The organism is Marinobacter sp. SS8-8 (genome assembly GCF_030540945.1).
Taxonomy (GTDB): domain Bacteria; phylum Pseudomonadota; class Gammaproteobacteria; order Pseudomonadales; family Oleiphilaceae; genus Marinobacter.
Map to the genome: position 1 here is coordinate 158,906 of NZ_JASSVN010000001.1, position 22,894 is coordinate 181,799.

The 22,894-nt window shown below is 59.4% G+C and carries 17 protein-coding genes and 1 pseudogene; 8 read left to right on the top strand and 10 right to left on the bottom strand.

Annotated elements, in window-relative coordinates; all coding sequences use genetic code 11:
- Nucleotides 1-94: 94 nt before the first annotated feature.
- The 4 genes from QPL96_RS00670 to QPL96_RS00685 all read right to left on the bottom strand — a co-directional run bounded on the left by QPL96_RS00670 (nucleotide 95) and on the right by QPL96_RS00685 (nucleotide 5,329).
- Nucleotides 95-1,045 carry a DegV family protein gene (locus QPL96_RS00670; RefSeq protein WP_303284914.1) on the bottom strand — a complete coding sequence of 317 codons (951 nt, stop codon included), beginning with the start codon at nucleotides 1,043-1,045 and terminating at the stop codon, nucleotides 95-97.
- A 117-nt stretch (nucleotides 1,046-1,162) separates the two neighbouring features.
- On the bottom strand, nucleotides 1,163-1,987 hold the full coding sequence (locus tag QPL96_RS00675; protein WP_303284916.1) for a metal-dependent hydrolase: 825 nt from the start codon (nucleotides 1,985-1,987) through the stop codon (nucleotides 1,163-1,165).
- Nucleotides 1,988-2,228: 241 nt separating this feature from the next.
- Nucleotides 2,229-3,605: a solute carrier family 23 protein gene (locus QPL96_RS00680; protein ID WP_117619976.1), complete on the bottom strand. Its 1,377-nt coding sequence runs from the start codon at nucleotides 3,603-3,605 to the stop codon at nucleotides 2,229-2,231.
- A gap of 95 nt (nucleotides 3,606-3,700) precedes the next feature.
- Nucleotides 3,701-5,329, bottom strand: coding sequence for an acyl-CoA synthetase (locus QPL96_RS00685; protein WP_117619975.1), 1,629 nt, complete (start codon nucleotides 5,327-5,329; stop codon nucleotides 3,701-3,703).
- 152 nt (nucleotides 5,330-5,481) lie between these two features.
- Between QPL96_RS00685 and QPL96_RS00690 the strand changes: the two genes are divergently transcribed.
- From QPL96_RS00690 to QPL96_RS00705, 4 genes and pseudogenes are all read left to right on the top strand, one after another.
- A complete protein-coding gene (locus tag QPL96_RS00690) occupies nucleotides 5,482-6,984 on the top strand; it encodes a sensor histidine kinase (RefSeq protein WP_303284918.1) in 1,503 nt (500 codons plus the stop codon).
- Entirely contained in the window at nucleotides 6,977-7,633 is a 657-nt protein-coding gene (locus tag QPL96_RS00695) for a response regulator transcription factor (RefSeq protein ID WP_303284919.1), read from the top strand. The genes QPL96_RS00690 and QPL96_RS00695 overlap by 8 nt, the downstream gene beginning before the upstream one ends.
- 99 nt (nucleotides 7,634-7,732) lie before the next feature.
- Nucleotides 7,733-7,852, top strand: a pseudogene (locus tag QPL96_RS00700) (isomerase); the annotation flags it as partial.
- 42 nt (nucleotides 7,853-7,894) lie between these two features.
- Nucleotides 7,895-9,088, top strand: a complete 1,194-nt coding sequence (locus QPL96_RS00705) for an NAD(P)/FAD-dependent oxidoreductase (RefSeq protein WP_303284921.1) — start codon at nucleotides 7,895-7,897, stop codon at nucleotides 9,086-9,088.
- A gap of 154 nt (nucleotides 9,089-9,242) precedes the next feature.
- Here QPL96_RS00705 and QPL96_RS00710 read toward each other — a convergent pair whose 3' ends face one another.
- The 3 genes from QPL96_RS00710 to alkB form a co-directional block, all read right to left on the bottom strand.
- Complete coding sequence (locus tag QPL96_RS00710; RefSeq protein WP_303284922.1) at nucleotides 9,243-10,169, bottom strand: universal stress protein; 927 nt, start codon at nucleotides 10,167-10,169, stop codon at nucleotides 9,243-9,245.
- Between the two features lies 1 nt (nucleotide 10,170).
- Nucleotides 10,171-11,658 carry a SulP family inorganic anion transporter gene (locus QPL96_RS00715; RefSeq protein WP_303284923.1) on the bottom strand — a complete coding sequence of 496 codons (1,488 nt, stop codon included), beginning with the start codon at nucleotides 11,656-11,658 and terminating at the stop codon, nucleotides 10,171-10,173.
- A gap of 101 nt (nucleotides 11,659-11,759) precedes the next feature.
- The gene (gene alkB, locus QPL96_RS00720; protein ID WP_303284925.1) at nucleotides 11,760-12,410 is read right to left on the bottom strand and encodes a DNA oxidative demethylase AlkB; all 651 of its coding nucleotides are present in this window, start codon (nucleotides 12,408-12,410) and stop codon (nucleotides 11,760-11,762) included.
- 234 nt (nucleotides 12,411-12,644) lie between these two features.
- Between alkB and djlA the strand changes: the two genes are divergently transcribed.
- Nucleotides 12,645-13,424, top strand: coding sequence for a co-chaperone DjlA (gene djlA / locus QPL96_RS00725; RefSeq protein WP_303284926.1), 780 nt, complete (start codon nucleotides 12,645-12,647; stop codon nucleotides 13,422-13,424).
- Between the two features lie 27 nt (nucleotides 13,425-13,451).
- Here djlA and QPL96_RS00730 read toward each other — a convergent pair whose 3' ends face one another.
- Nucleotides 13,452-14,060: an isoprenylcysteine carboxylmethyltransferase family protein gene (locus QPL96_RS00730; RefSeq protein WP_303284927.1), complete on the bottom strand. Its 609-nt coding sequence runs from the start codon at nucleotides 14,058-14,060 to the stop codon at nucleotides 13,452-13,454.
- Between the two features lie 269 nt (nucleotides 14,061-14,329).
- On the opposite strand from QPL96_RS00730, the gene QPL96_RS00735 reads away from it, so the two are divergent.
- A complete protein-coding gene (locus tag QPL96_RS00735; protein ID WP_303284928.1) occupies nucleotides 14,330-16,186 on the top strand; it encodes a GGDEF domain-containing protein in 1,857 nt (618 codons plus the stop codon).
- On the opposite strand, the gene QPL96_RS00740 is transcribed toward QPL96_RS00735, so the two are convergent.
- Nucleotides 16,161-19,256: an efflux RND transporter permease subunit gene (locus tag QPL96_RS00740; protein WP_303284929.1), complete on the bottom strand. Its 3,096-nt coding sequence runs from the start codon at nucleotides 19,254-19,256 to the stop codon at nucleotides 16,161-16,163. The two genes, QPL96_RS00735 and QPL96_RS00740, sit on opposite strands and share 26 nt — an antisense overlap.
- 5 nt (nucleotides 19,257-19,261) lie before the next feature.
- Nucleotides 19,262-20,344, bottom strand: coding sequence for an efflux RND transporter periplasmic adaptor subunit (locus QPL96_RS00745; protein ID WP_303284930.1), 1,083 nt, complete (start codon nucleotides 20,342-20,344; stop codon nucleotides 19,262-19,264).
- A 312-nt stretch (nucleotides 20,345-20,656) separates the two neighbouring features.
- Between QPL96_RS00745 and ilvG the strand changes: the two genes are divergently transcribed.
- Both ilvG and QPL96_RS00755 read left to right on the top strand, forming a co-directional pair.
- Entirely contained in the window at nucleotides 20,657-22,357 is a 1,701-nt protein-coding gene (ilvG, locus tag QPL96_RS00750) for an acetolactate synthase 2 catalytic subunit (protein ID WP_303284931.1), read from the top strand.
- The gene (locus tag QPL96_RS00755; protein ID WP_062785269.1) at nucleotides 22,354-22,632 is read left to right on the top strand and encodes an ACT domain-containing protein; all 279 of its coding nucleotides are present in this window, start codon (nucleotides 22,354-22,356) and stop codon (nucleotides 22,630-22,632) included. The genes ilvG and QPL96_RS00755 overlap by 4 nt, the downstream gene beginning before the upstream one ends.
- The last annotated feature ends 262 nt before the right edge of the window (nucleotides 22,633-22,894 follow it).

Here is a 22,894-nt window from a genome sequence, read left to right on the forward strand (position 1 = left end):
CACGAAGTCCCGGCTGACCGGTTTGCCAAAATCACAAGGAAGAGGCCGCGGCCGGGCCAGTAATCACAGCCCGCCGCAGCTCATCGCGGGCCGATTACTGGAAATCGTTGAAACTGTGGGGCTCCGCGGCCAGCGCCAGGCAAAGGCTGCCGGGGCCAACATAGATACTGCTGGTTATACCCATTTGCGAGAGCATCAGCTCCACACCGTTGCGCTCACAGGCGTCCCGCAGGCGATTGAGGCCGGGAAGATCCTCGATCTCGGTCCAGGCCAGGCCACAGGACAGGCTCACGTAGGGCGTCAGCAGGCCCGCTTCCACCCTTGCAGCGGCATAGTTCATTACCTTCTCCACCGCCGCATCGAAGCTACGGGTCTTCGCTGCCGGCTGCCCTGCTGCGCCCTGCCCGAAGATCACCGGCGTGATGTTCAGCGCCTTGCCCAGGAAGGCAACCAGTGCCGACTCACTCTTGTCGCCGCGGCGCCTGGCCCGTTCACGGATGTAGTGCAGATCCCGGGGAATCACGCAGGTGTAGATCTTGTCGGTGAAGGTTTCCACCTCATAGCGCAGGGCATTCTTGGACATCTTCTGGTCGATCAGCTTCAGCGTATGCGCCGCCAGCAAACCCTGGCCGGCAAAAATCTGTTTGCTGTCGATCACCCGCATGAAAAACCGGCCCTTGCGGCCTGCGGCTTCCCGCGCACCTTCATAATGGGCCAGGACACTGTTCATGGCCTCGGTGGCATTCTGAAAAATCAGGCTTCGGGTTTTTGTGACCGTTTCACAGATGGCAACATCAAACTGGGTAACGATCCTCTCCATGAACAGGTTGTGGATCTGCCCGGCGGTGAACGCCCGAGTTTCCGCCTGGTGCCCCTTCTGCAGCAGACCACTCTGGTAAAACTCCTGGGTCCGGACCGGGTCGTGCTCGTCTATGTAGGTCTGGCCGTCGATCACAGCGGTAACGGGTAGGATGAACAAATCGTGCTTGCGGCTGAACTCGTAAGGTAAATCACACGCAGAATCAACGATCAAACCAACTCGCATGGTGGGCCTCCAGCTCCGGGCCGCTTCTCTACCGGAAGCGCCCTTTATTGTCGTTATTCTTTATGCCGCTCAGTCTTACATAACCTGACTGGAATTTCAGCAACCCTGGCTTACCCGTCAGGATATTACTTCCAGTTCCTTGAGGTTTTGCTCCAGAAGCTCCCGGTTGTCCTGCTGCCAGGGGTGAAAGCCCTTGCGGAAATAGGCCAGAAATTCCGGCAGACACTTGCGGAGAACCCCGGGTTTTCCCCACAGGAAATTAATGCCAGCTATCCAGGTACGCAGGCTCCAGAACTTGCCATCGGTTTTCAGCAGGCTGCAGGTATTGAGGAAGGTGTACTTGAAGAAGTTCCAGCTAACAAACAGAAAGACAACGCGGCGCAGCCGTTCGTCACCCACGCACGCCTGGTAAACATCAAATGCAACGGACTTGTGTTCGGTTTCCTCAATGGCATGCCAGCGCCAGAGCTTTGCCATGGCCGGGGCGGCCCCTTCCATCCATTCCGGATGGCTCAGGATGGCGTTCGCCAGTACCGCGGTGTAATGCTCGGCACCGCAGGTTCCCGCCAGTTGCCGGCTTGGCGGAAGTTGGCCCACCCACTCCATATGCTTCCCGAAACGCCGATCAATAGCATCGATATCGTAGCCCCGCGCCCTCAGCGCCTCATTGTAGTGCTTGTGCTCGCGGCTGTGGAGGGCCTCCTGCCCGATAAAGCCACGAATCTCGGCCTGCAGCTTCGGGTCTTCGATTCTGTCCCGGTAGAGCCGTACAGCATTGATGAACTGTTGCTCACCATCGGGAAACTGGAGTGAAAGGGCATTGAAGAAAGCAGTCCGGAAGGCATCATTGCCGTGCCAGAGCGTTTTCAGGTCTTCACTGACATCAAACCGCAGATGCCTCGGCTCAACGGACACACCCTCGGGCGTAGAGCTGATGGTCATGACGGCCTCCTGTTTTTGTAATGTTGCTATCAGTAATGAACAGCGGACAAAAAATCATCAGTCAAGGCAGTTTAAACCTGAAAACCTGAGGGAAGGAAGGGAGCCAGGGGAAAAATCGGACATATTGTCACGAAATGACATTCTGTCAAAACAGAGCTCAGAGCAAAAAAAGGAGGCACGAGGCCTCCCAAGGACACACAGGGGGTCAGCGCTTTCCAGTGCAGGGCCGGAAGGCGCAGGTTTAGTGCTCTTCTGCGGCTTTCACACCCGGCGCTTCCGGGTCCGCTGCAAAGCCAAGCAATTTGGTACGTTCAATCAGAAAGTAAAGGACGGCGCCGGTGGCCAGGCCCCAGCCTGCGCCATAGACCGCCAGAACTACGCCCATGGTGCCGGCAATTCCCCGCTCAGTGTTGTTCTCCAGTTGCTCCAGGCCGACCATCAAACAGATATAACCAGTAAGAAGCAGGGTCAGCGACAGGGCAATCGGCAACACCGGCTGGAAAAAGCTCACCAGGGGCAGAATAAACAGCGCAATAAAGCCGGTAATCCAGAAAGTACCGCCGCCGCTGTAGATGGAATCCATGGCATTGCGACCGTATTTGTAGCGCTCGGCCATGGTGGCGGTAACCGCCGTCCAGATCGGACCGGCCAGACCGGGATACGGAGCAAAAAAGGCATGACCACCGTTCCGGAGTGCGGTTACCAGGTGCACGCGGTCAATGCTGTTATCAATGTCTTCGTCTTTGCGCAGGTGATCCACACGGCTCATCAGTGACTGGCCAACAACGATATCGCCGAAGGCAATGACATACGCGATCACAGCGGTCGGGACGGCGTAGAGGAATACGCTGCTGTCCGGGAAGCCAACGGTAAACGGCAGATAGTTCCAGAGCTCGCCGAACGCCGGTCTGGTAATACCCCACTCCACATTGGGCACGGCGTATTCGCCCGTGGCAAACCCCACTAGGATAGCCACCACCATGCCCGGGACCATGCCGTAGTTGGCGATCTTGCGGGCAATGGAATTGCTTTCAACAAAGCCTTTGAAGGACACCGAAAACATCAGGTACAGGGAGACCAAGCCACCGATGATCAGGGAGATCGGTGTGTTGGCCAGGCGACCGCCGGCTTCGATTTCACCCATCAGGGCCGCAATACCGGCGCCGATGATGATCCCGCCTTTCATAGACCGGGGAATCAGTTCCACCAGCTTGCTGCCGAGGCGGGTAACACCGAGGACCAGAAAAATAATGAACACCAGGAACTGCAGGGCAAACAGCGCCTGAATGGCCTCCGGCCCGGGTTCGTAATCACTCAAGAACAGAAGCACCACGGGAATACCCGGCGTTATCCAGCCAGGCACCAGCGGCACTCCCAGCAGCGCCGGGAGCATAAAGCCGATCCCACAAACCACCACGTAAGCCAGAGCGACGTCGTAGGGAACACCCAGGTATTTCTCCAGCAGGGGGATCATGGCCAGGCTGACCACGAACATGATCAGGGCCTGCACCATCTCCGCGAATTCCCACCGATAGTGGACGAACGGCAGACGAACCTTAAAGGGACCCGCAGGCCAGTATGGCTGCTCTTCCCCGTTCTTCCGATGAAACATTTGCATAAAAAGGTCTCCGGGCTCACGCGGTGCGTGTGCCTGACAGCGTTGTTTTTCTGGTTAACATCGGCTGCGCCGGGCCGGCGCAGCCGTTAAGGGGCTCAGTCCAGTTCTTTGGCCTGGTCCCTCAGCACGAACTTCTGGATCTTGCCGGTGGACGTCTTGGGCAGCTCCGAGAAGACGATGGTTTTGGGCACCTTGAACCGGGCCAGATGCTCGCGACAGAAGCTGATGATGTCTTCCTCACTCACTTGTCCGGCCTCCGGCTTGAGGGTAATAAAAGCGCAGGGGGTTTCACCCCACTTCTCGTCTGGCCGGGCGACCACGGCAGCCTCCAGAACGGCCGGGTGCCGGTAGAGGGTATCTTCCACCTCAATGGTGGAAATGTTCTCGCCACCGGAGATGATGATGTCCTTGAGCCGGTCCTTGATCTCCATGTAGCCGTCTTCGTGCCACACCGCCAGATCACCGGTGTGGAACCAGCCACCGCGGAACGCCTCTTCGGTGGCCTTCGGGTTCTTCAGGTAACCTTTCATCACGGTGTTGCCGCGCAGGAAGATTTCACCGATGGTCTTGCCGTCTTTGGGCACCGGCTCCATGGAGTTCGGGTCGCCAACCAAGGTACCGGCCAGGGTATGGTAACGAACGCCCTGGCGGGCCTTTTTCCGGGCACGGTCGTGCAGGGGCAGTTTATCCCATTCGGATTTCCAGGCACAGACGGTCACCGGGCCGTAGACTTCGGTCAGGCCGTAGACGTGAGTCACCTGAATGCCCATCTCCTCGATGGCCCCGATCACCTGGGCGGGGGGCGCCGCGCCGGCGGTCATGGACTTCACTTCGTGATCAATACCCGCCTTGGCGGATTCCGGCACGTTCAGCAGGGCATTGAGCACAATCGGCGCACCACACATGTGGGTGACCTGGTGATCGCGAATGAGCTGCAGAATCTTTTCCGGATCAACCCGGCGCAGGCACACGTGGGTACCGGCCATGGCGGTGATGGTCCAGGGGAAACACCAGCCGTTGCAGTGGAACATCGGCAGGGTCCAGAGGTACACTGGGTGCATGTCCATGGACCACACGGCCTGGTTACCAATGGCATTCAGGTAAGCACCGCGATGGTGATAGACCACACCTTTCGGGTTGCCGGTAGTGCCTGAGGTGTAGTTCAGGGAAATCGCATCCCACTCGTTCTCCGGAAAGCTCCACTGGAACGCCGGATCCCCTTCCTGCAGGAAGGCCTCGTAATCGAGATCGCTGACCTGAACACCCTCGCCATACTCGGGATCGTCCACATCTATCACCAGGGGCCTGGTGTCCAGCCGGCTCACGGCGTCCCTGATAACTTCACCGAACTCACGGTCTGCAATGACCACCCTGGCCTCACCGTGCTCCAGCATGAAGGCAATCGCCTCGGCGTCCAGGCGCACGTTCAGGGTATTAAGCACCGCACCGATCATGGGCACCCCGAAGTGGGATTCCACCATCGCCGGAATATTTGGCAGCATCACCGCAACGGTATCACCAGGGCCGATACCGCGGCCTTTCAGGGCAGACGCCAGGCGCCGGCAGCGATCATAGGTCTGCGCCCAGTTGTAACGGATCGCCCCGTGAATAACCGCGGGATACTCCGGGTAAACAGTAGCGGTGCGTTCGATAAAATCGATGGGGGATTGAACGGCGTAGTTGGCATCAACGGGCGCTAGGCCCTGGTCAAATATCGAGGTCATTGTGTGGTCCTCTTGAGTGCTGTTGTTCTTATGGCGTATTCAGGAATATCGCTAAACTAGCTATACTTCGGGTTAGAAAAATAGTATTTGATATAATAAATACTAGAAATTACACCAATGTATTATAGTGATAATACTATATTCCATGAGCCATGAACGATTCTTCCCCTCCCAGTGTATTTAGTTTGCACGACGCCGACCCGCAACCCGGATTGCTTCTGGATGCGGCGGGCGCCGTCCTCAAGGGGAACCGGGCGAGCCGGGATCTGTGCCAGGTTGCCGGTCTGACTTCGCCCTCCAGGCTCCTGCCAATCAACATTCAGGCACTGGCCAAATCCTCCCTTGAACAGGGTCGGGCCATTGAAAATGTGGAAGCCCGGATTCCCGGAACCATCCTCATGTGGACCTTCATTCCCGACTCCGGAACAGCCCGGGTTCTGGCGCGGGCAAGAGACGCCACGGAAGATGTCCTTACCCAGGAAGAGGCAACCCGATCCAACCGCCTTTACCGGCTGATCACCGAAAACACCACCGATCTCATTTCCCGCCACGCCCCGGACGGACGCTTTATCGATGCCACACCCGCTTCCTGGCGGTTGTTGGGTTACTGGCCGGAAGAGCTTCGGGGCAAACCGCTCGAGGAGGTCTTCCGGGGCAACAATGTGGCCCAGCAACTGGCCGAAACCCGCAACTTACTCCGGGACGACGGCTACGCCACCATGACCCTGGAAATCATTCATCGGGATGGCACCAGACGCTGGTTCGAAATCGCCAGCCGGGCCATCCGGGAAACCTACACCGGCGCCGTCATCGAGGTAATCAGCGTCTCCCGGGATATTACCGCCCGGGTGGAATCCGAAGAAAACAACCGCCGACTGGCCGACGAACTCGCCCATACCGCCAGGCTCGCCACCCTCGGGGAGCTGGCCTCCAGCATTGCCCATGAGATGAACCAGCCCCTGGCCACCATCGTGAACTTCGCCTGCGCCAGTCAGCGTTACCTTAAAAGCGCCCGAACCAACCCCGAATGCCTGGATCGCGTGGACGACGGCCTGCAGAAGATTGTCCACCATGCCAACCGCGCATCGGAAGTGATCAAGCGCCTGCGAGCCTTCCTGCGCAAAGGACAAAAGCGAACGGCGCCAATCTCCCTGAACGACGTGGTCACCAACGTAGCTCGCCTGTGTCAGTGGGAAGCCGAGAAAAACAACGTGCGGATTTACGAGAAACTGGCTCGTTGCGCCCCGGTGATCACCGCCGATCCGGTGCTGCTGGAACAGGTGCTGATCAATCTGATCCGCAACGGTATTGAAGCCACGGTCGAAGCCCGTGGCGAACGAAAGCCGGGCTCGCCTTCGCAGATCGTCATAACCACCTGCGTCAACGATCAGAATGAAACCCTGATTGAAGTCACCGATGAGGGGCCGGGCCTCGATGAGCAAGGCATCCGCCAGATGTTTCAGCCGTTTTACACCAGCAAGCCCCAGGGGCTGGGCCTTGGGCTGTCCATGAGCCGCTCGATCATTGAGGGATTCGGAGGCTTCCTGGATGCCCGCCCGGCAGCAACTGGAGGCCTGTCCCTGATCTGCCGGTTCCCGGCCAGTCAGAGCCACAAGAACAGAATCACAACCACGGAGATCCAGCCTGATGAGTAATCACTCTGCCCCGGAAGCCACCACCGTCTACGTTGTTGACGACGACGCCGGCATGCTGGAATCCACCCAGTGGCTGCTGGAATCCGTTGGCCTGAAGGTCGAGGCCTACAGCGACGGTCGAAAATTTCTGGACGCTGTAGGCAACAAGAAAGCCGGTTGCGTGGTTCTGGATGTCCGGATGCCCGGTCTCGGTGGCCTGAACGTTCAGGAGGAGCTACAGAAACGGGGGCTGGAACTGCCGATCATCTTCGTTTCCGGCCATGCCGACGTGCCCATTGTAGTCAGGGCGTTCAAATCGGGCGCCTTTGATTTTATCGAGAAGCCTTTCAATGAACAGCTGCTGCTGGACAGCGTACAACAGGCCCTTCAGGAACATCGCCAATCAGGCACACAGCTGCAGGGCGATGAGGCAACCGGAGCCCTGCTGGCCACCCTTACCCGCCGCGAGCGGGACGTTTTCCTTCCGCTGGCCCAGGGCTACACCAGCCGGGAAATTGCCGACCAACTGGATGTCAGTGTAAAGACCATTGATCTGTATCGCGCGCGTGTGATGAAACGCCTCGGCGCGGACCGATTGCCGGATGTCACCGCCACAGCCATTGTTACGGGCCTGCTCGACCCGCTGGACCTGCGTGGTGACAGGAACTGAGTTCCATTCCCCTGCGGTTTCAGGGGCCATGGCTCCCAGCGCCGGGGTTGACCCGCTTTCGCTCCAGGAGCGGCCCTCTCTTTGTGAAGAAAGAATCGGCTCGAGGCCCGTCAGGTTTCAGCCAGGGGTGGTGCGCTGCGCTGCGAGCTGAAAGGCGACCGCGTAGACATCGCCGGCCAGGCGGCCTTCTATTTGGAAGGCTCCATCCACCTGCCTTGAGACTGGTATACTGCCCGCCAATCAAAGGAAAGGGCGGGCAGTATGGCGGCAGGCTCCACATCACAGTACGACGTAATCATCATCGGTGCCGGAGCAGCGGGCCTGATGTGCGCGGCAACCGCCGGATACCGGGGCCGCCGCGCTCTGGTGCTGGATCATGCCAACAAACCGGGCAAGAAGATCCTGATGTCAGGTGGAGGGCGCTGCAACTTCACTAACCTGAACAGCACACCCGCCAACTTCCTGTCGGACAACCCTCACTATTGCATTTCCGCGCTGAAGCGCTATACCCCCCAGGATTTTCTGGAACTGGTGGACCGCCATGGCATTGAGCACGAGGAGAAGGCTCCCGGACAACTGTTCTGCAAGGGCAGCGCAAAGGACATTCTCAATCTGCTGCTGACCGAGTGCGAGTGGGCAGGTGCGGAAGTGAGAATGAAGACAGCCATCGAACGCATCAGAGAAACCAACTCGGGCTACCGCCTGCGTATCGGTTCCGGTGACCTGACCTGCGAATCCCTGGTCATCGCCACCGGCGGTTTGTCGATCCCCACCATGGGCGCCACCGCTTTTGGTTACCAGGTGGCAGAGCAGTTCGGTCTTGATATCCTGCCCACCCGCGCCGGCCTTGTGCCGTTTACCTTGCACCCGGAACTCAAGGGGCAGCTTGCGCCTCTATCCGGTGTCAGCTGCCCCGTGGATGTCGATTGCCAGGGCCAGCACTTCCGGGAACCCATGCTGGTAACCCATCGCGGGCTCAGCGGCCCGGCGATGCTGCAGATCTCCAGTTTCTGGGAGCCCGGCGACAGTCTGGCCATTAACCTTTTACCGACCTGCCAGATTAGTGACGACCTGTTCAACCTGCGAAAAATGCGGCCACAAGCCACGGTCGGCCATTACCTCGCCCAGCACCTGCCCAAACGGTTTGCCCAGGCCTTCAACGATTTGCAGGGCTGGACCGGCCCCTTGCAGGGTTACAAGAACGGCGATATCGAACAGGTAGCGGATATTCTGAACCGGTGGTCCATCAAACCCGCCGGCACCGAAGGCTACCGGAGTGCGGAAGTCACTCTCGGAGGTGTGAACACCCGCCAGCTTTCCTCCAGAACCATGGCGGTTCTGGAGCGGCCAAGCCTGTACTTCATCGGCGAGGTCGTGGATGTCACCGGCCATCTGGGCGGCCACAATTTCCAGTGGGCCTGGGCGTCCGGTGTTGCGGCGGGGAACGATGCCTGAAAATTGTCCCCAAAACCACCTGTTCCGTGCAAACGCGCCTGAGATTCACGGTGTTACCCTGCCCCACAGCTCATGATGGCAAAACCAAGCAGGCGTAACCCATCACGTCCACGGCGGCATCGGACAACCGCCTGAGAAGACCCACTCCCGGGAACTAACGAAGAATCACCAGCGGTTTTTTGGCGGTCTTGAGCATGGTGGTGGTTGTGCTGCCCACCAGGAACTGCCGGATACGGGAGTGGCCGTAGGCCCCCATGACCAGGATGTCGATATCGTGCTCTTCCTGATAGGCGTGTAACGCGGGTTCAACATCGCCGGCGCGGATCGCCAGAGTGATCCCGGATTCCAGGCCCGCCAGCATTTTCTCCGCCTTCCTGAGCTGCTCCCGGCGGTCACTGGTATCCGCGCCAATCATCACCAGATGCAGGGGCATACCCTTGAGCACCGGGCTACCGGCCAGAAGCTCCACACCTTTGAACGCCGTTGCGCTGCCGTCAAAGGCCAGCATGGCACTGCGGGGCCGGGTGAACTCATCCGGCACCAGGAGAATCGGACGATGCATGCTGCGAATCACCGTTTCCAGCTGGCTGCCAATGTGGGTATCGCGCTCCGAACAGGTTTCACCGTGCAACCCCATGACCAGCAGGCGGGTCTGGTTTTCCAGTGCCAGCAGGGACTCGGTGAGGTCGCCGTGGCGCTGGCGCTGCACCACTTCACTGATGCCCGAGTCGCGCACCCGTTTTTCTGCCTCATCCAGCATATGGTGCCCGTGTTCGAGGGCCAGCTTCGCCCGCTTGCGGTCAAGCTCCGCCAAATCCTCCATTAACTGTTCGCGACTTCCCAGGCCGATGCTTCCGGCAAGGTCCGGCTCGGTCGGATAACGCTCCTCATCAAGGACGTGCAACAGCATCATGGGCGTTTCCATATGCTTGCTGGCCCAGGCAGCATAATCGCACACGGCCGGGGCGGCCTGGGAGCCGTCAATGCAGGCAACTACTCGTAACATCTCAACCTCGCCTTCGTGATCCCTGTAATTGCTATTCTGGCTGTGATCGCTGTTGGATTCCCGGGTCTGTGTCATGTCAGTGTCCCATCAGCCGGTCAACAGCTTCGGGTTTGTCGTGCACACCGAAGCGGTCGACAATGGTGGCACTGGCTTCGTTCAACCCGATAACCTCAACGTCCGAACCTTCACGACGGAACTTGAGCACGGTCTTGTCGAGTGCGCCCACGGCGGTAATGTCCCAGAAATGTGCCCGGCTCAGGTCTATGATCACGTTATCGACTGCTTCCCTGAAATCAAAGGATTCCAGGAATTTTTCCGAGGAACTGAAGAACACCTGGCCCACTACCCGGTAGGTGCGGGTATCCGTGGTCTCATCCAGCTCCGAGGTAACCAGCATGTAGTGCCCCACCTTGTTGGCAAAGAACAGGGCCGCCAGCAGCACGCCCGCCAGCACACCGAAGGCCAGGTTATGGGTGGCCACCACCACGATAACGGTAACAACCATAACGATGTTGGTTGACAGCGGGTGTTCTCTGAGATCCTTGACAGAGCCCCAGCTAAAGGTACCGATCGAGACCATGATCATCACGGCGACCAGCGCGGCCATGGGGATCTGAACCAGCCACTTGTCCAGCACCAGCACCATTACCAGCAGGAACACGCCGGCGGTCAGTGTCGACAGGCGCGTACGACCGCCGGATTTGATGTTGATGATGGACTGCCCGATCATCGCGCAACCGGCCATGCCGCCGAGCAGGCCGGAACCGATGTTGGCGATACCCTGACCCTTGCACTCACGGTTGCGATCACTGGTGGTATCGGTCAGATCATCAACAATCGTTGCGGTCATCATGGATTCCAGCAGGCCAACAACCGCAAGGCCCACGGAGTATGGCAGGATAATCATCAGGGTTTCAAAATTCAGGGGCACATCCGGCCACAGGAAAACCGGCAGGGTATCAGGCAGCTCGCCCATGTCGCCTACCGTACGGATATCCAGGTTGAGGTACATCGCCACACCCGTGAGAGCAACGATACACACCAGAGGCGAAGGCAGGATCCGGCCAACCCGGGGCAACAGCGGGAACAGGTATATGATGCCGAGGCCGGCTGCCGTCATGGCGTACACGTGCCAGGTTACATTGGTCAGCTCGGGCAACTGGGCCATGAAAATAAGGATCGCCAGTGCGTTGACAAAGCCCGTAACCACCGAGCGTGAGACGAACCGCATCAGGCCGCCAAGCTTCAGGTAACCGGCGGCAATCTGGATAACACCGGTCAGCAGCGTCGCCGCCAGAAGGTACTCAAGACCATGGTCTTTCACCAGCGTGACCATCAGCAAGGCCATGGCCCCGGTGGCTGCCGAGATCATACCGGGGCGTCCGCCCACGAACGCAATAATCACTGCGATAGAGAAGGACGCATAAAGCCCGACCTTGGGGTCGACTCCGGCGATGATGGAAAAGGCAATTGCCTCCGGGATCAGCGCCAGGGCAACCACAATGCCGGCAAGGACATCGCCGCGGGTATTTGACAGCCAGTTGGCCTTTAAGGAATTCACCATAATTTCGGGGTTCCGGTTTGCTACGAATTCAAAGGCCGCGAAGCTTATCAGCCCCCTTGCAGGAAAGTAAGGTCGCCAGGAGTCTGCGCGGCAGTAACCGGTTACCGGGCTTTGCGGAACGTCAGGTTGTATCGACAGGCGCCGGTCAGAGGATGGTCCCCGGCCTTCAGCGCCAATACTCCGTGATATCTCAGTCGTGCCGGGCCACCCCAGACCACCACATCACCGTGGGCAAGCGGGACCCTGACAGGACGTTCGTTCCGTTTCAGCCCGCCAAACTGGAATACCTGGGGCAGGCCCAGGGATACCGACACAATCGGCTGGCTGAAATCCTGCTCATCCTTATCCTGGTGCAGTCCCATTTTTGCCCCGGGCTCATAGCGGTTGATCAGGCAGGCATCCGGCTCAAAGCCCTCGAAACCAGCTGCGACTGCGGCCTTCCCGGCAAGATTGCGGAAGGATTCCGGCATCGCCGGCCAGGGCTGGCCTGAAGTCGGGTCCTCGGACTGGTAGCGGTACCCCCGGGTATCGGTCACCCAACCCTGATCACCGCAGCAACTCATAGCGGCCGACATGGCATGACCGCCAGGGGTTTTCATATGCCGAAACGGTGCCTGAGTGGTAACTCGCTGAATGTCGTTCAGGAGCCATTCAGCGTCTGCGAGGGCGAACTGGCGAAGCACCACCGCACCTTCCATCAGATGCTCCCTGATCAACTCCGGCGACAGCTCGCCGAAAAGGTCCTGTGTCATAACTTTTGGCTTCGTCTGAAAATGAAAACGACCGCGCCTGGATTCTATCAACACTGAGCCCCAGAACCATCTCCCAATGTCCTGCGCGATATCGCACTCAGCAGGATCAACGACGCATCGAAATTTCCAGCGCAAATTGTTTTTAACCTTGCCCCCATGAAAGCCTGTTCATGAAGCCGGACTGAAAAACACGTATATTCTATAGGCTGGTTCATCCCTGGTAAGGACAATTTAATGCTGTTTGCAATCATCGTTGGCGGTCTGATCGGTTACGCCTTTGGCAAATTTCCGGGTTTTCTGGTGGGTGCGGCAATCGGTGCCTTTCTCTTCAACCACCTCAAGCGCCGTCTGATCGGCAAGCTCCAGAGTATCCAATCCGGCTTTGTCGAGTCCGTCTTTGCCGTCATGGGTGCCCTCTGCAAGGCAGACGGCATTATATCCCGCGACGAAATCCAGATGGCGGAAGCCATGTTCGTACGCTTCCGCCTGAACGAAGAGCAGAAAGCCACGGCCAGAGCCGCCTTCAACCGGGGCAAGGAGCCGGATTTCGATCTGGACGCAGAGCTGAACCGGTTCCTCCAGGCTAGTGGCCGGCAACCGGCGTTCCTGCAGATGTTTCTTCAGGTTCAGGTCTCAGCTGTTGCCGCCGATGGCGTGGTACACCCGGCCGAACATGAGATGCTGGTGCGAATCGCCCGCGGCCTGGGACTGCCCGAGAGCCAGGTGGATCAGCTGGAAGCCATGCTACGGGGTGCCCATACCAATCGGGCCGGAGCTGGCCAGCCATCTTCCGCCGATCAGATCAGTGATGCCTACAAGGTCCTGGGGGTTTCATCGTCAGCCAGTGACGCGGAGCTCAAGAAAGCCTACCGCAAACTGATGAGCGAAAACCATCCGGATAAACTGGCCGGCCGGGGTTTACCCGAGAGCATGCGGGAAATGGCAGAAGAACGCACCCGGGAGATCAGCCACGCCTACGATGTTATCAAGGAAGCCCGGAAAACGTCGGCGTAAAGCCCGGCGCTTTTCGCAGGCGGCGGCTCAGAACCAGCGCGGCACCCGAACCCGGTAACGCTCGTAGTCCTCTCCGAATTTGACCGCCAGGGCCTTTTCTTCCTCACCGGCCTGGCGGGTGATAACCAGCACACCGACCACCAGGCATACCAGCGAGAATACGCTGGGCAGCGCCAGGAAAAAGCCCAGTTGCCCCGCCATCACTGTCAGGAACAACGGGTTCCGCGAGCGGGCAAAGGGCCCGTCCGTCAGCAGCTTTCGCTGGTCCTTCCGGGGATCAATGCCTGAGCGCCAGTCCTCATGCATGTAAGCCTGCAGATAGTTCACCACAGTGAACGATACCAATAGCAACAACATTCCGGCCAACAGCACCGGCCAATGATACAGCCAGCCAAAAACGCCGAGCCAGCCGTCGATATCTGCAAAGATCCGCGCCACACAAACGGTAAGAATCAGTGCCCGGAACACATTGAAGATATGCCGGTGCCACCAGGGCGCACTCCCCCGCTCGCCATAATTGATGTGGGAAAAGCCCATGCGCTGGAACAGCCCAAGGCTACGGCCGGCAAACTGCAGGCCGATCATCAGGAAGAAGATACCAAGAAAGTGACGTACGAGAGGTTCTGTAAATTCCATCGGGATCGCTTACAATGGGTTCTACCTTTCAGCTTATTACCTGATAACGATTATGGAAAGTCCCCGGCCCGGGTAGCCGAGCCTCTGATTCATGGCCTGGTGGCGGAAAACCATGAGGCGACCATGAAGGCAGCCTCAGACTGATTGGACACATGTACCAATAGCTGCCATATTCCAGAGCAAGCCCAATGGTAACCTTTTTACCCGCACCAAGCCGCGTCCGAAAGCTGCTCGTACACCGATAAAAGGACAACGTATTGAGCCCGGCCATGCGTGACAGTGAAGTCCTCGTGACCCACCACAAAGCCCTGATGGAGCTGAGTCATAACATCGGTTTCATCGAAATGCCCCGGCCCCGGAAACTGGCGGCCCTCACGGAACTGTGTACCCGGCTGCTGGGTATTCAAAGGGCAAGCATCTGGCGGTTTCCCCCGGAGCGTGACCGCATAACCTGCGAATGGCTGCACGATGAAGGACAGCCGGGACGTAACAACGGGATTAAAGAAGAAAGTGTCGGCTACAGTCTCTTCCGGTCCGATCATCCCGAATACTTTCAGGCCATTACGGCGGAACGAGTTATTGCCGTGGAGAATGCCCAGAATGATCCCCGGACCCGGTCTTTCGACCGGGGCTACCTGTCCGTTCAGAATATCCACGCCATGCTCGACGCCCCCATCTTTGATGGCGAGCAGTTCAGTGGGGTGGTCTGCCTGGAATCCCATGAACGCAGGGAGTGGTCCGTCCCGGACATTTCCCTGGCCGTGGCCATTGCTGACACCATCAGCCTGATGAATACCCACGAAGCCTGGCTGAGATCCAAGCGGGCCCTGGAATACGTCAGGCGTTACGATTCCCTGACTGGCCTTGCCAATATCGATTCCCTCCGAGACCGGCTGGGTCATCTGGTACGCAAGATCAAACGCCGGGGTGCAGGCAGCCTGGCTCTTATCTGGATCGATGTTGACCGCCTTAAAACCATCAATGACGGCCTGGGGCCCCAGGCAGGGGATCAGGTGATCGCCGATATCGGTCTGAGGCTGAAAGAGATCCAACTGGCAGGCAAAGACTTTCTGGCGCGCATCGGCGGCGACGAATTTGCGCTGGTCATCCGCAATTACACCCTGCCGAGCTCCCTGAATGAAGTAACCCGGGAGATCCAGAGCCGGATTCGCCAACCAATCCGGGTATCCGACCAGAATCTGACCGTCAGTGCCAGCCTGGGCATCTGTCACTTCCCGGGTGACTGCCGTGAGCCGGAAGAACTTCTCCGGGGTGCCGAGGCCGCCATGTACCATGCCAAAAGGCAGGGCCGGGACCGTTCCACCCTGTTTGACTCGGAAATCCAGATGACAGCGCGCTCCCGCTTTGCCCTTGAGAGCGAACTGAGGGAAACACTGAAAACCAATGGCCTGGATGTGTTCTACCAGCCGATTATGGATCGTACCGGAAAACAGCTGGAGAGCATGGAGGCCCTGGTTCGCTGGCAGCACCCGCAAAGGGGCTGGCTGTCGCCGATCGAATTTCTGGACGTGGCCCGCAGCGCCGGGCTCATGTATGAACTGGGAGCCTGCGTACTCAGAAACGTCTGCGCACATTGGCGCGACGCAAAAAACCGGAACATCCCACTGCCCACCATATCCGTCAACCTCTCAGCCGAGCAGGTATTGGTCCCCGAATTACCGGAACGGGTAAAAGAGATCTGCAATACACAGGATATGCCGGTCAGCGCCCTGCAGTTTGAAGTGACCGAAGACTCGATCCAGGGGGATTTCAGCCTGATCGGTCGGGTCCTGGAGCAACTGGTAGAGGCTGGCGCAGAGCTTGCCATCGACGATTTTGGCACCGGATACTCCTCGCTGTCCCGGCTCAAAAGCCTGCCATTTTCCCGGATCAAGATCGACCGCTCGTTCATCAAGAACCTGCCAGACGACGAGGACGACTGCGCCATTACCCTATCCATCATCGGTCTGGCCCGGGGGCTGGGACTTTCCGTGGTGGCGGAAGGCGTGGAAAACGACGCCCATGAGGCCTGGCTGTTTGAGAAAGGCTGCGACTATCTCCAAGGCTACCTGTATAGCAAACCGCTGCCGTTTTCCGAAATCATTGGCCGCTACTACTCCGACTGACCCGGCCGGTCAGCCTTCCCAGAGCCTGACCGGCCCGGTTACCCAGCACCAGCAATGCCGGCGTAAGCAACAGCGTCAGCACGGTGGCGAATGTCAGCCCTCCAGCGATGGCGCTGGACAGTTGGGTCCACCACTGGGTCGAGGGCGCCCCGAGGCCCAGGGAAGGCGTCAGCAGGTCCACGTTCACCCCCAGCACCATGGGCATCAGGCCCAGCACGGTGGTGATGGCCGTGAGCAGCACCGGCCGCAGACGCAGGCAACCGGTTTCCAGGGCGGCCTCGTAAGCCTCAATGCCTTCCTTGCGCATCTGGTTGTAGGTATCGATGAGAATGATGTTGTTGTTCACCACAATGCCCGCCAGCGCAATGGTCCCCATGCCCACCATCACAATGCCGAACGACTGGCTGTTGACCAGCAGGCCAAGAAGCACCCCAGCCGTCGAAAGCACAATGGCGGAAAGGATCAGGAAGGTCTGGTAGAGTGAATTGAACTGGGTCACCAGAATCAGCAGCATCAGCCCGATGGCCACCAGAAAGGCGGTGACCAGGAAGTTGGCGGCCTGCTGCTGATCCTCGTTTTCGCCGGCAAATTTCACTGAGATGCCGTCCGGTGGCTCCGGCATCCCGGCCTGCAGGGATCGCAGAAGTTCGTCAACCCGGCGGCCCGGCGCCAGATCGGACTTGATGGTTACCGTACGCTGGCCACCCACCCGCACAATACTGCCGGTTTTATCCCCGGGCCGAAGGTCGACGAACTCCGAGAGCGGCACCTGCCCTCGGGGAGTGCGGATGGTCTGCCGTTGCAGGTGGTCCAGTTCCCGCCAGTTGTTCGGTACCCGAACAACGATATCCACTTCGTCCCGGACATCCTCCGGGCGATAGGTAGCCAGCACCAGGCCATTGGTCACCAGCCGCACCGCACTGCCAATGCCGAGCACATCGGTGCCGAACCGGGCAGCGGCTTCCCGGTCAACCTGTAGCCGCCACTCAATACCCGGCAAACTCCGGTCATCCTCGATGTCCACGAAGCCCCCCAGCTCCCGCATGCGGTCCTTGATTTTATCCACATAGCCGTTAAGGTCGTTGGCCTCACGGCTGCTCACCTGCAGCTCAATGGGCTTGCCTTCCGCTGGCCCACCTTCCTGCTTGCGAAATTCCAGCTCAACGCCTGCGATGTCGGAGGTCAGTGCGCGGAAATCCTCCAGAATGGCACTGGCGGCGCGCCGGGTGTACCAGTCGGTAAACTGGAACTGCAGAACACCAATCACATCCGGCGCCATCTGCGAACTGGCGCTGACCATTGAGCGCGCGTAAAGGGCCTTTACCTCAGGCATTCCCTGCAGGCGCCGCTCCACCTCACGCACGATCACATCCCGTTCCCACACCGACAGATCGCCTCTGGCCCGCACCTGCACCTGGGCCGAATCCGGTTCAACGCTCGGGAAAAACTCCACACCGTAATTGAAGCGGGCATAGGCGGCGTAAATCACCGCAATCACACAGAGCACACCGATCAGCGTCAGTCCCGGCGATTTAAGAAGTACTGACAGCAACCAGCGGTAGCGTTGCATCAGCCGGCCTGTTGTTTCTCCCTGCCGGGCCCTGCGGCCGCCACTGACGCTGCCCAGCACTGGCAGAAACACCAGCGCCATCGCCAGCGATGCCACCAGACAGATGATGACCGTCAACGGCAGGAACTTCATAAACTCCCCCACCACCCCGGGCCAGAACAGCAGAGGCACAAACACCGCCAGAGTGGTGGCCGTGGAAGCAATAATGGGCCAGGCCATGCGGCTGGCCGCCTCGGCCCAGGCGTGCTTGACCGTCTGCCCTTCCGCGAGGTTCCGATCCGCCAGTTCCGACACCACAATAGCGCCATCCACCAGCATGCCCGCTACCAGGATCAGGCTGAACAGCACCACAATGTTGAGCGTGAGGCCCATACTCCAGATCACCAGGATACCCGTGAGGAACGCGCCCGGGATGGTCAGCCCCACCATCACCGCTGAACGGGGCCCCATGGCGGCAATCACCACGATCAGGACCAGCACAATGGCGGTGAGTACGTTATTCAGCAGGTCACTGAGGATATCCCGCACTTCCTCGGACTGATCCATGATGTAGCGAATTTCCAGCGAATCCGGCAACTGCGGTTTGGCCTCTTCGATCAACTGACGGACCTGGGCAATGGTCTCGATGATGTTGGCACCGGAGCGTTTGGACACTTCCAGCACCAGCGCCGGCTCGCCGTTGATACGGGCAAAGCCGGTGGGGTCCTTGAAGGTGCGCTGGAGCATGGCGACATCGCCAAAGGTGACTACCGTATCGCCGTCCACCTTGACCGGCATGGACATAACATCCTCAATGGTCTCGATCACTCCGGGCACCTTCAGCGCCATGCGGCCGTTGCCGGTATCGAGGGAGCCTGCGGCGACCAGCTGGTTGTTCCGGGTTACCAGGGAGGCCAACTGGTCAAAATCGATGCCGTAGCTCTCCAGAACCTGGGGGTCCACCACGATTTCCAGCAGGTCTTCCCGATCGCCGCCAATCTCCACCTCAAGGACTTCCGGAATCGACTCGATAGCATCCTGAAACCGGCGGGCGATGGTGATCAGCTCCCGTTCCGACAAAGGACCAGACAAACCAATGGACAGCACCGGGAACAGCGACACGTTGATTTCGTTTACCCGCGGTTCGTCCGCTTCCTGGGGCAGCTTGGTCCGGGCGGTATCCACTTTCTCCCGCACGTCCTGCAGCGCCTTGTCCGGATCAAAACCGGCATCAAATTCCAGCATCACCGAGGCATGCCCCTCGGACGCTGTACCCCGCATTTCCTTGATGCCCTCCAGCGACCGCAGCTCCTGCTCCATGGGCCGAACCAGCAGGCGCTCGGCGTCCTCCGGGCTGATCCCGTCCAGGGTCATGGAGACATAGATCATCGGAATGGTGACGTCGGGGTTGGCTTCCTTGGGAATGGTCTGGAACGCGGCGATACCGCCCAGAATCAGGAACAGCAGCGTGAGCAGGGTGGTCCGGCTGCGGTCAATGGCGGCGAAGATCAGGCTGCGCATCTGCCCTACCCCCTGTTTTCGGCGGCATCAACGGGCACCACCTGCTCGCCGATGCTTACAAATCCGCCACCGCGGGTAATCAGCCGGATCTCATCCGGCAAACCGGTAACCCAGGCGCCTTCGGTGGACACGCTCAACAGCTTCACTTCACCGAACTCCACGCGATTCTCGCCGTTCACGTACTTTACACCTGGGCGACCATCGTCGCCGAGGGACAGGTAAGCGGGTGAGATAAACATGGCCTTCACCTCCGGCAAAGCCACCCGCAGGCTGGCACTGCCGCCTGCAACCCGTTTGCGATCCGGATTCTCAACAGCGATTTCAACAGCAAAACTCCGGGTTGCCGGGGAGGCGGCGCTGGCGACAAAGGTCACCACGCCAGATAGACGACTTCCATCCAGCAAATCCACACGAACCGCCTGGCCGGGCGCCACATCACCCACTGACTGCTGGGGGATCTGCGCGGTGGCCTTCAGTCGATCCACCCGCACCAGCTCAAACAGCGGTGACCCCACCTGCACCAGATCGCCTATATCCACCGATTTGCTGTTGATCGTGCCGTCAAACGGCGCCTTGGGGGTGAGGTGACTGACCGCCTGACGAGCACTGGTCAATTCCGCTTCCGCCCCCGCAAGCTCACTTTCAAGACTCAGGATCTGCGACTCCGAAGCAAGGTTGTTGGCACGTAGCCGGCGGGCGGCAGAAAGATCCGCTTCCAGTTTCCGGACCCGGGACTCCCAGCGGAGAACCGCAGCACTGCGCCCCTCGTCAGACAGCTCCAGCAGCTTCTGTCCCTGCCGCACCTGCTCACCCAGCCCCACCGCCAGGGATACCACCCGGCCGGGCACCTGTGCACTCAGCATCACCGAACTCCAGGGTTCCAACTGGCCCTGCAGCATCAGGCCAGGCTCATGCAGCCTCGCCGCCAGGGTTTCCACCTGAACCGTCGTGAGCTGACCATCGCCGCTATCCTGAGCCTTCGGAGCCTCGTCACTGGCGACCTTCACCTCGCCGGTCGCCATCCAGACCACCAGCGCGATTACGATCAGAAGTGACAGCCCGAGAGAACCCCATTTTGCTTTCGTCATTGAATGCTCACTGTTACTGATTCGAAGGGTCACAGAAAAAACCGGTAATTAACGGTTGCATCCGGCTAAAAACGTGGGGTAGATTCTACACAGAATCCTTATACGAGTTCAGAGCAGACTGTCGATCTTATGAATCTCAACGCAGTGATTGTCCTTGTGAAGCTTGTCCTGGTGGTCGTGGTACCGTCCGGGGGCTTCTGCGTGGACAAGCGGGTGAGATAGCGACAAACCTGACAAAACAGCAGAAACCCCCGGCACCGAAAAGTCCCGGGGGTTTCTTTTTTTACGGCAAAAGAAAAGGCAAAAACGACCATGAACGGCGCACAGCACATTCTTGAAGCGTTCCACCGCCACAACATCAGCACGGTATTCGGCTATCCGGGCGGCTGCATCATGCCGCTATACGACGCGCTGGTGGACGATGTGGGCGTGGAGCACGTGCTGTGCCGCCACGAGCAGGGATGCGGCCTGGCGGCCGATGGCTATGCCCGGGCCAGCGGCAAGCTGGGCGTGTGCATTGCCACCTCCGGCCCCGGCGCCACCAACCTGATCACCGGTGTTGCCAATGCCCACCGGGATTCCATTCCCATGTTGGTCATCACCGGCCAGGTGCCGTCTGGCCTGATTGGCACCGACGCCTTCCAGGAAACCGACGTACTGGGGATGACCCTGGGCATCGTGAAACACAGCTACCTGATTGACGACGCCCAAAGCCTGCCTGCGATCATGGAAGAGGCCATCGAACTGGCCCAAAGCGGTCGCCCAGGGCCGGTCTGGATTGATATTCCAAAAGACCTGTTGCTGACGGAAGTGGCAGAGGCGCCCGAATTCCGGCCCAGAGACGGTGAAGCGGCTTGCCCTGACCTCACCAGAGCCCTGGCCATGTTGCGCGCTGCCCGCAAGCCCCTGCTCTACAGCGGCGGAGGCATCAGCCTGGCCCACGCCGAGGACACGTTCCGAGTCTTTGCCGAAACCTCCGCCGTGCCCGCGGTTGTGACACTGAAAGGCATCGGCAACCCGGGCAAACATAACCCCTACAACCTCGGCATGCTGGGCATGCACGGCTCCCGGGCGGCCAACAGGGCAGTGCATGAGTGCGACCTTCTGCTCGTCATCGGCGCCCGCCTGGACGACCGGGCCACCGGCAAACTGGAGGGCTTCGCCCCCAACGCCCGGATGATCCACATCGACGCCGACGCCGCCGAGATCAACAAACTGCGCGCCGCCGACCTGGCCATCCGCGGTGACCTGAACGCCATCCTGAACTCATTGACCGAGGCGTTCCAGGATGCACCATTGGCCATCAGCGGCTGGCAGAAACAGTGCCGCACCTGGCACACCACCGGCGGCTTCCACGCGGCCGACAACGAAGAGCCCCTGGCCCCGATCACCGGCCCGGCCTTTATCCGCCAGCTCTCCCGGATTGCCCCGGACGATACCGTCATCGCCTGCGATGTTGGCCAGCACCAGATGTGGGTCGCCCAACACTACGACTTTGACCACCCACGCCACCACCTCACCAGCGGCGGCCTGGGCACCATGGGTTTCGGCCTGCCAGCGGCCATCGGCGCCCAGTTTGCCGACCGCAACAGCACGGTCATCAACGTCACCGGTGATGGCTCGTTCATGATGAACGCCCAGGAACTGGCCACCATCCGCCGCTACAACCTGCCGGTAAAACTGATCGTCATGGACAACCAGTGTCTGGGCATGGTCCGTCAGCAGCAGGAACTGTTCTACAACAACCGGGAAAGCCAGATAAACCTGGACGACAACCCCGATTTCGGTGCCATGGCCCGGGCCTTCGACATCCCGGCCCTGCACATCGAACGCACCGACCAGATCCGCCGGGGCATCGAAACCATCCTTGCCTACAACGGCCCGATGCTGCTGCACGTTGCCATCAGCCGTGAAGAGAACGTATGGCCCATCGTCAAACCTGGCGCCAGCAATACAGACATGATCGACGAAACCGCCCGAACCGCCAAAGCCAGCAAGGAGCAAGTTGCATGAACCCGCAAAGCCAACCTTCGACACCCAGCTACACCATCAACTGCCGCATGACCCACGAAGCCGCCGCCCTGGAGCGGCTCTGCCAGGTGGTCCGCATCCGTGGGTTCCGGATCGCCACCATGGCGGTGGAAACCGCCGGCGAGCATCTGAACATCGCACTGACGTTGGAGGGCACACGGCCGATTGCCATGTTGCAGTCGCAACTAGAGAAGCTTCACACTGTTGCCGAGGTTGCCCTGGCGGCTGGTTCTGTGGCCCGGTCTCGATCGGCCTAAGTTCGGAGCTGTGATCCGTTCAGCCTGAGGTTTGGCGGGCAGGTAAGCGGGTGGCGGTATTTTTTCTTCGGGGAAAAGAACTCGCTTCGCTCAGACACCTTTTCCCTGTCAGAAAAAATACCCCCACCCCCTACCGACGGGCAGCAACGATATTTCTGGAGAAAGAAGAAAGCACAACGTCTTTAAGCTGGTGAACCCTTATTGCACGTCGGCGCGGGGTGGCAGGTGGATTTTTCGCCGGAAAAAGATGTCTGAGCGAAGC